Here is a 10198-nt window from a genome sequence, read left to right on the forward strand (position 1 = left end):
ATGAATTGTCAACACACCCTAGGATCAGTATCGTATAATTTTAAAGTACAATTACACTTAATATCGTCATCCCGAATGTAAAGAGGGATCTCTTAAACCTGGAACAGCAACACATTCAGAAAATCCATCACACTGTTCTGGATGAGATTTTAACTTATGGAAATACCAAGATTTTTATGGAGAGCGAACTATGAAAAAATTTTATGTGCTGGTCTTATTGCTTATTATTTCCTGTTCGCAAAACGTATACAGTCAAAATTCACAAACAACACAACTGAATTCAAACCAATCCTTACTCAATGACGATTCCTTACATATCTACTTTTGCGGCACTGGAGTACCTAATCCAATCAGACAAAGCGTACGAAAAGCATCGTGTTTAGCAGTGATGGTTAATAATGATTTTATGCTATTCGATGCAGGCGAGGCTGCGATTATTACTTTAGCTGCGTTAAAATTACCCATTTCATCGATTTCTAAAATATTTTTTACTCATTGGCATTCTGATCATTTTTCAGGATTAGGCCAAGTCATGAATGTATCATGGTACGCTGGTCGTTCGAAACCTTTAGATATTTATGGCCCCTATGGAGTTAAAGACGTCGTTAACGGAATAATCAAAGCATATCGTCAGGATGTTTTATTCAGGTCTATTAATCAAAAATTTGATCCCAATGCGGCATTTGCAACAACTCATGTCGTTAATCCTCATTCGAAAGAACTCATGGTATATAACAATAATGGTGTCACCGTATCAGCCTTTGAAGTCGATCATGCGCCTGTATACCCGGCATTAGGCTATACGATTCATTATAAAGGATGCAAAATAGTGATTAGCGGTGATACCAGAATAGTTGCATCACTTGCTGACAATTCAAAAAATGCTGATGTTTTGATAAATGAAGCCCTTAATACCACAATGTATACAGAGAGTAAGAAGCCAGCAACCAATGACAGCAAAAGTCAACTTGCTGCCATAGAATCCTATCACTCAGACACTATTGAGCTGGCTAAAATGGCACATAATTCAAATGTTAAAAACCTGTTTCTCACTCATTTATTGCCATCAATTTCCACCAAAGATGAAGATAAGAAACAATTTATTTCAGGAATGAGTCAATATTACTCAAAGCCCATAACTGTTACGGATGATGGAGACGAACTGGTCGTTTCAAGTGATGGAAGTAATTGTATGTTAGAGTTTAGACCTATAAATCACCACTAACACCTGATTTTATGAACAGGGATGAGGATCAACCAACTGTCAACAGCCCCCTAGTCTCAGCTGGTTTGTATTGTTAGTCGTAGTTGCTCTAACATAGATTTGGCGGCTAACTGTTCAGCCTTTCTTCTATTAGCACCTTGGCCATAAGAAACATGCTTTATTCCTTCAACTGAACAGGTAACATAGAAGATCTGGTCATGCTCATCGCCTTCTACTTTCGTTAAAGTATATTCTGGAAGAGCATATTTTTCAGCTTGTAAATACTCTTGTAATTGTGTTTTGGCATCTTTCAAACAATCATTTAAATTGGGACTATCGAGTCGAGAACGATATAAATTTAAGATAACATCTTTTGCGGCAGTGATACCTCCATCCAGGAAAATAGCGGCGAACAGGGCTTCCAATGCATCAGCTAAAATAGAAGCACGTCGAAAACCACCGCTCTTTAATTCACCCTGTCCCAGATAAAGAAAATCACCAAGAGATAATTCTTTGGCAATTTCAGCCAGCATTTCGCCTTTAACCAAAAATGATCGAAGACGACTCAATTGTCCTTCACTTTGCAAAGGAAACCGATGAAACAATTCATGAGCTATAACAAAGCTTAAAATGGAGTCACCCAGAAACTCAAACCGTTCATAATTATCACTGCCTACACTACAATGAGTCAGAGCCTGCTTCAAATAAGCAGGTTTTTGGAATTTATAGTTTAATCGTCTGCACAGTCTGTCTAAATCAATTTTCACTACCAGCTACCACCTCATATGTATCGTCAAAATCGACCAATAAGCTCATATTATATACCAAAGGTTTAACAACCTGGTATTTTAATTTTACTTTGAATTTATTAGGACCATCCGGTGAAATAACTAACTGATCATTCTTCAGATCGTCTACACCATTAATATCAAAACGCTTGGTAAGACTTTTTCTGAGCGTATCAATATCAGTATAAGAATCTCCGGTTAAAGTAGAGGCTGGTGTTGAATTTAAACCTTTTATAGACTGAACTATAGAATAGTGTTGTATATACACAGGAACCACCCTCATTACCACAATTGCTGCCATAACAACGACAATTACAGTAAACAACATCCCTATTAATGTCATTCCTTTCTGCTTTTGCATTCTATATTCCTTTATTTAATTAATCTTCCAATTTTTGACCAGCGTAAATTATCTGTCTTACCATTCCAGCTCATCCAGACCAAAAAGGCCTTCCCTCTTAAATAATTGTCAGGAACAAATCCCCAGAAACGGCTGTCTGCGCTGTCATCTCGATTATCACCCATCATAAAATAATTCCCTTCAGGAACCACTATATCAAAATCTACAGCTGGAACATCTGCTCTGACGAAAATATCGTGTACTACACCATTCAGATCTTCTTTATATTTGGTAACCGCTTTTCCAGAACTTTCATCAATAGTGTACTCAACAAAGGTTTGCTTTGCTTCCTTGCCATTCACCGTTAATTTCTTGTCATGATAGACCACACGATCACCAGGAACACCGATGACACGCTTGATATAATCATATGAAGGTGCAGGTGGCCAGCGAAACACTGCGATTTCGCCAGTTTTAGGATTTGATATTGAAACTACCTTTTTTTCCCAGACAGGAAGTCTTAACCCATAGGCAAATTTATTCACTGCAACAAAATCACCCACTAATAAAGTAGGTTCCAATGAGCCAGAAGGAATTCGAAACGGCTCAATTAAAAAAGAACGCAATAAAAGAACAATAAAGAACACCGGAAAAAAAGAACGAGAATATTCAATAATGCGGCCTGGTTTTTGATCCGAACCCCGTTTTTTAGCCCAAAAAGCCACATCCAAAAGATATATAAATCCACTGATTGCGGACAGAACCACTAAAATTAAAGCAAAGTTCATAAATTAATTTCCTAAAATGTACCAAATCTAAAAATCCATATACCGCGTACAACCAAATTATTTCTTTCTATCGGTTTGAAAAACTGCCATAAATGCTTCCTGCGGTATTTCAACATGTCCAACCTGTTTCATGCGCTTTTTACCTGCTTTCTGTTTGTCTAATAATTTTCGTTTACGTGACACATCACCGCCATAACACTTTGCAGTGACATTTTTTCGTAAAGCCTTAACAGTCTGTCTGGCAATAATATGGCTGCCAAGAGCGGCCTGTATTGCTACATCAAACATTTGTCTGGGAATAAGTTCCTGCATTTTTTCAGCAATTAACTTACCACGACTGTTGGCGGAACTTCTATGCACAATAACAGATAAGGCATCAACCTTTTCACTATTAATGAGTACATCCATTTTCACTAAATCAGCCTCATCAAATCGCAGGAAATTATAATCAAGTGAAGCATAACCCCGACTGACTGATTTAAGTCGATCAAAAAAATCCGAAACCACTTCACTCATCGGAATATCATAAGCTACGGAGACTTGACGCCCACTGTAGGTCATATTCACCTGCACACCACGACGCTCAACACACAAATTAATAATGGGACCCAGATAGTCCTGTGGAACCAGTATGTTCGCTCTGACGATAGGTTCATACATTTCTTTTATCTGCGGTGATGGCGGCAAATGGGATGGATTGTCAATGAGCAGCGTTTCACCCTTTTGAGTCACTATTTTATAAACCACAGTTGGTGCGGTTGAAATCAAATCAAGATTGTATTCTCTCTCCAAACGCTCCTGCACAATCTCCATATGCAACATACCGAGGAATCCACAACGAAAACCGAATCCCAATGCTTCTGAAGACTCTGGCTCATAAAACAGTGAAGCATCATTTAAACTCAATTTAGCCAATGCTTCTCTAAATGCTTCAAAATCATCAGAGCTTATAGGAAATAACCCGGCATATACCTGTGGCTTAACCCGCTGAAAACCAGGCAATACCTGTGCAGCAGGATTTCTATCGAGTGTCAAAGTATCCCCAACCGGAGCCCCTTGAATTTCTTTAATCCCGGCGACAACGTACCCTACTTCCCCAGCATTTAATGCATCCAGCTTGGTTCTTTTAGGTGTGAAAATACCTACCTGATCCACTTCATAGGATCGGCCAGTAGACATCACCCGCATTTTATCGCCTTTACGTATGGAACCATTAACAATACGAACCAGTGATACAACTCCCAGGTAACTATCAAACCATGAATCGATTATAAGTGCCTGCAGAGGAGCATCCAGAGTACCCTCAGGAGGCGGTATGTTAGCAACAAGCGCTTCGAGGACGTCGTCTACCCCGATACCACTTTTAGCACTGACTCTTATGGCATCATGCGCGTCCAGACCAATAATGTCTTCAATTTCTTCTATTACCCGTTCTGGCTCAGCCTGGGGTAAGTCAATTTTATTTAATACCGGCAGTACTGACAGTGATTGATCAATCGCGGTATAACATACAGCAACTGTCTGGGCTTCGACCCCCTGAGCAGCATCAACAACTAAAATGGCACCTTCACATGCAGCAAGAGAGCGAGATACTTCGTAGCTGAAATCGACATGGCCCGGGGTATCAATAAAATTGAGGAGGTAGGTCTTGCCGTCCTTGGCAGTATAATTTAATGAGACGCATTGCGCCTTGATGGTAATGCCCCGCTCTCGTTCAATGTCCATAGAATCAAGAACCTGAGAACTCATTTCTCGCTCTGTTAACCCGCCACATATCTGGATGAATCGATCAGCCAAAGTAGATTTGCCATGATCGATATGGGCAATTATTGAAAAATTACGAATCCGCTTTAAATCGCTCAACTGAAATAACCCTTTTTGCAAATTGCATAAGTCTATCTTAAATGTGGCCGTGCAGAAAGTAGGCTAAGCTATTTCTGTTATTTTTGTGGACTAATTGGTTCATTTTGTAAAGAAAATTTGCTAATGCCCCTCAATTTTACTAAAATTCTTCCTTTCGCTTCACTAATAGGATGCACAATGCGACGAATCATCTGGTTAGGTTATTCCCTACTTTTTCTGCTAACCTTCTCGAGCTATTCAGACACAGCCTTTACCCAACGCAAAGACGTACAGAATTTTATAAACAGCATGGTAAAGCAACATCATTTCAACAAAAAACAATTAACGGACGTCATGAATCAAGTGGTTCTTCAACCACAGATTATTGAATCGATGGATAAGCCTTATGAGAAGAAAAACTGGGATGTTTATAAAGCATTATTTCTAACACCTCAACGATTAAAAGGAGGTTTAGATTTTTGGGCTGCAAATCAAAAAGATCTCGACAAAGCACAAAAAAGATACGGGGTACCTCCTGAAATCATTATTGCAATTTTAGGTGTTGAAACACTTTATGGTGAACGTCAGGGAGATTATCGAGTTCTTGATGCGCTGGCAACTCTGGCATTCAACTATCCTAAACGTTCTCCTTTCTTTACCAAAGAGCTAAAAGAATATTTGCTGCTTTGCCGTGAACACAAAGTACCGGCTACTTATCACAAAGGATCTTATGCAGGTGCAATTGGTAAACCACAATTTATGCCAAGCAGTTATCGATATTATGCAGTGGACTTTAATAATAAGGGACGCCGAGATTTGGTTACGGATAACGCCGATGCCATTGGAAGCATTGCCAACTATCTTCATAAACATGGATGGAAATTAAATGGCGGAATCGCGCAACCAGCTAAAATTTCAGGATTGAAGTACAAAAAAATACAAATGAATCCTAAAACAGCTAATTATAATTTTGCTCAACTGGAAGCTGCGGGAATCAAACCGGTTACCGCATCGTTATATCATCCAGGCCGTGCAGGTGTGATTGAACTTCTTACTGATGAAGGTAACGAATATTGGTTGGCTTACCCTAATTTTTTTGTAATCACCCGTTATAACTCCAGTCCTCAGTATGCAATGGCAGTTTATCTGTTATCACAACAATTAAAACAGCAATGGGCGGTACAAAATACAAAAAAGCATAGGGCTTATGTATGATTCTAATTTGCATTATATAAGATATACTGAAATCAAAAGCACCATTAACATCGATAACTAATATAGAGTTTAACTCATGGATAAATGTTTCTTGTTTACTCAGCATCTTGATGATAATGGTTGCTTTTGTTTGAAACTCTCTTCGGAAGGAGTATTAAGTGCTCCACCAGCACAACGTAATTTTGCCGAAATTAAATCCTTACAAAATGAATGTACGACGCTAATAGTTGAAACAAGTGCCAGTGCAAGCATCCTGGATCTGGAGCTTCCTTGGCTTCCAGAACGTAAAGCGCGAGTAGCCATACCTTTTGCTCTTGAGGAAAAACTGGCTCAGCCAGTGGAAGAACTTCATTTTGCGTTTGATAAACTCAGATATCAAAACAACCAGTACATTATTACCGTAATAAGTAAAACAAGAATACAATTCATCATGCACCTCCTGGATGAAAACACTATCGACTATGAAGGAATTACCCTTGATTGGTTCGCACTGTCTCCTCAGGAGTTAATCATTACGGAATCTTCTCTGTTGGTTTATCATGATGATTTTAAAGGAGCACTCTCAGGAGAGCTTGCTCAGAATTATTTAAAAAAACATCCGCTGGATCAGGTTCTCTTATTTCAGGACAGTCAATTAAACACTGGAGCATCAATTACAAAGAGAAATGATTTTTCATACACCTGGATCGCTCAAAAATTATTAAACGCCAAACCATTAAACCTGTGTCAAGGTGAAATGCAGCATGGGAATACTTCTGACTGGATAAAAAAAGGGTATCAACTCGCAGGTATACTCTGCTGTTTTTGGTTAGTCTCACTGTTATTAGTAAATGCCATATCCTTATACTCGTTGAATAAACAAAACAAAGAACTGGATGACCAGATTGCGACTATTTATCATGAGTTTTTTCCTGATGCCAAGCAGGTAATAAGTCCTAAATTTCGCATCAGCCAACTTCTGGGAGATAATAACTCAAACAGTCAGACGCGTTTTTGGTTTTTATTAAATCAATTTGCCAAAGCCATGAATGAAAATCATAACACGATAGAAGATTTGCGTTATCAAAATAAAACATTATCAGTTACCCTGGTCAGTGCTGATTTTGCCAATTTGGAACAATTGGAAAATAAATTAAAAACGATGCAATTAAAAGTAAAACAAACCCAAGCATCAACTCGAGATCAACAAGTAGTTGCTACCCTGGAGCTCATGTGAAATCCTATTTGAATTCGCTTAATGAACGAGAAAAATGGATGGTAATAGCCGCTGTGTTAAGCCTGGTTATTTACTTTTACTATCAATTTCTTTATACCCCATTAAGCAATAGTGTGGCTTTAAAATCATCTCAACTCATTGAAAAAACTGAAACCTTGGCCTGGATGAACCAGGTACGGCAAAAAGCACATTCAGCTACCAAAAAACAATCTGTTGATAACAGCCAATTACTCACTCTACTCGCTACACAATTGAAAAATAATGAAACTCTGAAATTTCCCTATCAATTGCAACAAACCGGTTCAGGAGACATCCAGCTCACCTTTGATACGGTCCCGTTTAAGCTGTTCATGCAATGGCTTGCTAAACTAAATGATAAATACACCATAACCATTAAACAATTTGATGTGGAACATACCAATAGCCCTGGAGTTACCAAATTGATGATTATTATTACTGCAGCAGGCTAATTACTGCCCTATTCATTCAAATTATTTTGGACATTACCCCAGTTGGTTACGCCTGCACCCTGCTTAATTTCAGGAGGAAGCTCATCCAATGCTTTTTGAGCTGCTTCCTGACTATCATAAGTGCCATATAACCCCTTGTAATAGGCTTTACCATTACGCTGATATTTAATCTGAGCCATACGATCATTTTTAGGAGCTTTATATAATTTTTGAGCTACTTTTGATGCCTTTTCATCATCAGCGACCTGAATTGTATATCCTTGGGGATTTTGACCGCTGACCCAGTTTCTATCTCTGTCCTTAAAAGATACTGGCGAATGATATTCACCTACATGATAGGAATCTGGAACACTGACCCCGCTCTGGCTCGGTCCATTCTGATAACCATAATTGTACATTCGATAGTCGGCTTGCGGGTATAATTGAGCATCATTATAAGTATAAGTCTGATAACTTGCTGTATTATATTCTTCATAAACCATACATGAGGATAAGTTACCGATACACACCCCCAAAAACAGGAATCTTATTTTATAATTCATCATAACCCCCTGATTTATATTTTTTACTTTTGTTCTTATTGCTTGTTATCTACCGATTTGAAGAAAACTTTAGAAATCCGGTTGTTTCCAGACAGACTATGGCATAAAGTATCTTTTTTGTTTCTCTGTGATGAATACTATGTGGACACATCGACGCTCTGGTCAAACCAATCAACGAGGTTCTCAGGATCATCGAGATCCTTATGAACGAGATAGAACCAGAGTAATTCACTGTCCTGCTTTTAGAAGATTGCAACGAAAAACTCAGATTTTAGGAACAGATGAAGGTGACTTTCATCGTACTCGTTTGACTCATTCGCTGGAAGTTGATTCCATTGGCAGAAGCATAGTTCGTAATCTGATTACTAATCAAAATCATCCTATGTTTTTATCCAGCCTGTTACCCAATGATGATCTGATCAGTGTTATCTGCCTGCTCCACGATATAGGACACCCTCCTTTTGGACATGGTGGTGAAGTCGCTTTAAATTACATGATGCGTGAATATGGCGGGTTTGAAGGAAATGGCCAGACTCTAAGACTGCTCACCAAGGTTGAGAACAGCTACGGGGGATTCGGTCTTGATTTAACCCGTCGTGCATTATTGGGCATATTAAAATATCCCGTAAAACGATCCGATGTGGTTGCAAAAAAGCTACCCCCTATCCATGAGTCCATCCATAAAACCATAAAAATTAACGATTGGTTACCACCTAAAGCCTATTTTGATTGTGAGCAACCTGAAATCGATTGGCTCTTATCCCCATTTTCTGAAAGTGATAGAACATTATTTCAATCGTTATCCAAACAGCCGCAGGATACTCAATGTGGTAAATCAGCCTTCCATAGTTTCGATTGTTCCATAATGGATACTGCGGATGATATAGCTTATGGGGTTCATGATCTGGAGGATGCCATTCATTTACGACTCATCAATCCTTCTCATCTGGATACACCAGAATTCAGAGAGCTACTTAGCAATACCTCTCTGGCAAAACATCAGGATCGCTTAATCAATTCATTATTTTCAAATGAGCTTTGTTTAAGAAAACAAACCATTGGGGAAATGGTTAATTATTTTATTACCTCAACCCAAATAGTGACTATGAATGAACAATTTGAAAATAATGTATTAAAATACAATATCGCGCTAATCCCTGAAGCAGCCGCATTGTTAAAGTATTTAATGCAATGTATTTTTCACAACGTAATTGATTCACAGGAAGCACGTACCTTTGAATACGGTGGACAAACCGTTGTGCTCCGATTGTTTGATGCCATCAGTTCCAATCCGGCCAGTCTGTTGGATAATAAGAATCGGGAATTATTTAAGCAAGCCGAAGATGAAACGCAAGCCTACCGCGTTGTTTGTGATTATCTGGCGAATATGACAGATGAATATGCTTACCGAATGCATGAACGGTTGTTTGGGTTTAATACCAGAACCATATTTGAACGGCTTTAGATCTTTTGCCGATGATAAGCCGTTGAACTAAACTAAAGTACCAACAAGCCCAGTGAACACTGCAATCAAATTAAGGAATTCGCCCTGATCCGTTTGAGCTGAGGATTGAGTAATCCTCTAATAAATGATCACGCCGAAAATGTATTTATTTAAGTCTTCATGGTCCTATAAATACCCGTCTTTGCGAACAACGCGAAGCAATCCACATCGGAACCTAATTGGAACTGTGTTCTGGATTGCTTCACTACGTTCGCAAAGACGAACATTTACATTGAATAGTAGATAATTATCGTCTCATCATTTATAAAACCGGGAAGTATTTATTTAC

Annotated in this window: 10 protein-coding genes; 5 read left to right on the forward strand and 5 right to left on the reverse strand. The window is 38.6% G+C overall.

Annotated elements, in window-relative coordinates; genetic code table 11:
• The first annotated feature begins 190 nt into the window (after positions 1–190).
• Positions 191–1225, forward strand: a complete 1035-nt coding sequence (locus Lqua_RS07580) for an MBL fold metallo-hydrolase (RefSeq protein ID WP_058473659.1) — start codon at positions 191–193, stop codon at positions 1223–1225.
• Positions 1226–1281: 56 nt separating this feature from the next.
• Here Lqua_RS07580 and rnc read toward each other — a convergent pair whose 3' ends face one another.
• From rnc to lepA, 4 genes are read right to left on the reverse strand one after another with little or no spacing between them, the layout of a single operon-like run.
• Complete coding sequence (gene rnc, locus Lqua_RS07585) at positions 1282–1971, reverse strand: ribonuclease III (RefSeq protein WP_058473660.1); 690 nt, start codon at positions 1969–1971, stop codon at positions 1282–1284.
• Positions 1961–2353, reverse strand: coding sequence for a DUF4845 domain-containing protein (locus Lqua_RS07590; protein ID WP_058473661.1), 393 nt, complete (start codon positions 2351–2353; stop codon positions 1961–1963). The genes rnc and Lqua_RS07590 overlap by 11 nt, the downstream gene beginning before the upstream one ends.
• Before the next feature lie 11 nt (positions 2354–2364).
• Positions 2365–3120 carry a signal peptidase I gene (lepB, locus tag Lqua_RS07595; protein WP_058473662.1) on the reverse strand — a complete coding sequence of 252 codons (756 nt, stop codon included), beginning with the start codon at positions 3118–3120 and terminating at the stop codon, positions 2365–2367.
• Positions 3121–3177: 57 nt separating this feature from the next.
• Complete coding sequence (lepA, locus tag Lqua_RS07600; protein ID WP_058473663.1) at positions 3178–4983, reverse strand: translation elongation factor 4; 1806 nt, start codon at positions 4981–4983, stop codon at positions 3178–3180.
• A gap of 177 nt (positions 4984–5160) precedes the next feature.
• Between lepA and mltB the strand changes: the two genes are divergently transcribed.
• The 3 genes from mltB (at position 5161) to lspM (ending at position 7863) form a co-directional block, all read left to right on the forward strand.
• Positions 5161–6177, forward strand: a complete 1017-nt coding sequence (gene mltB, locus Lqua_RS07605; RefSeq protein WP_058473664.1) for a lytic murein transglycosylase B — start codon at positions 5161–5163, stop codon at positions 6175–6177.
• Between the two features lie 76 nt (positions 6178–6253).
• Positions 6254–7393: a type II secretion system protein GspL gene (gspL, locus tag Lqua_RS07610; RefSeq protein WP_058473665.1), complete on the forward strand. Its 1140-nt coding sequence runs from the start codon at positions 6254–6256 to the stop codon at positions 7391–7393.
• Positions 7390–7863, forward strand: a complete 474-nt coding sequence (gene lspM / locus Lqua_RS07615) for a GspM family type II secretion system protein LspM (protein ID WP_058473666.1) — start codon at positions 7390–7392, stop codon at positions 7861–7863. Before gspL ends, lspM begins: the two co-directional genes overlap by 4 nt.
• Positions 7864–7871: 8 nt before the next feature.
• On the opposite strand, the gene Lqua_RS07620 is transcribed toward lspM, so the two are convergent.
• Positions 7872–8408: an SPOR domain-containing protein gene (locus Lqua_RS07620; RefSeq protein WP_083501281.1), complete on the reverse strand. Its 537-nt coding sequence runs from the start codon at positions 8406–8408 to the stop codon at positions 7872–7874.
• A 136-nt stretch (positions 8409–8544) separates the two neighbouring features.
• Between Lqua_RS07620 and Lqua_RS07625 the strand changes: the two genes are divergently transcribed.
• Complete coding sequence (locus tag Lqua_RS07625; RefSeq protein ID WP_058473668.1) at positions 8545–9870, forward strand: anti-phage deoxyguanosine triphosphatase; 1326 nt, start codon at positions 8545–8547, stop codon at positions 9868–9870.
• Positions 9871–10198: the final 328 nt, after the last annotated feature.

This window comes from Legionella quateirensis (assembly GCF_001467955.1).
Classification (GTDB): domain Bacteria; phylum Pseudomonadota; class Gammaproteobacteria; order Legionellales; family Legionellaceae; genus Legionella; species Legionella quateirensis.

What these genes read in the sequence shown, in the direction of transcription:
- Lqua_RS07620 (WP_083501281.1), bottom strand. Translation starts at nt 8,408, where the DNA reads ATGATGAATTATAAAATAAGATTCCTGTTTTTGGGGGTGTGTATCGGT.
- Lqua_RS07580 (WP_058473659.1), top strand. Translation starts at nt 191, where the DNA reads ATGAAAAAATTTTATGTGCTGGTCTTATTGCTTATTATTTCCTGTTCG.
- Lqua_RS07625 (WP_058473668.1), top strand. Translation starts at nt 8,545, where the DNA reads ATGTGGACACATCGACGCTCTGGTCAAACCAATCAACGAGGTTCTCAG.
- mltB (WP_058473664.1), top strand. Translation starts at nt 5,161, where the DNA reads ATGCGACGAATCATCTGGTTAGGTTATTCCCTACTTTTTCTGCTAACC.
- lepB (WP_058473662.1), bottom strand. Translation starts at nt 3,120, where the DNA reads ATGAACTTTGCTTTAATTTTAGTGGTTCTGTCCGCAATCAGTGGATTT.
- Lqua_RS07590 (WP_058473661.1), bottom strand. Translation starts at nt 2,353, where the DNA reads ATGCAAAAGCAGAAAGGAATGACATTAATAGGGATGTTGTTTACTGTA.
- gspL (WP_058473665.1), top strand. Translation starts at nt 6,254, where the DNA reads ATGGATAAATGTTTCTTGTTTACTCAGCATCTTGATGATAATGGTTGC.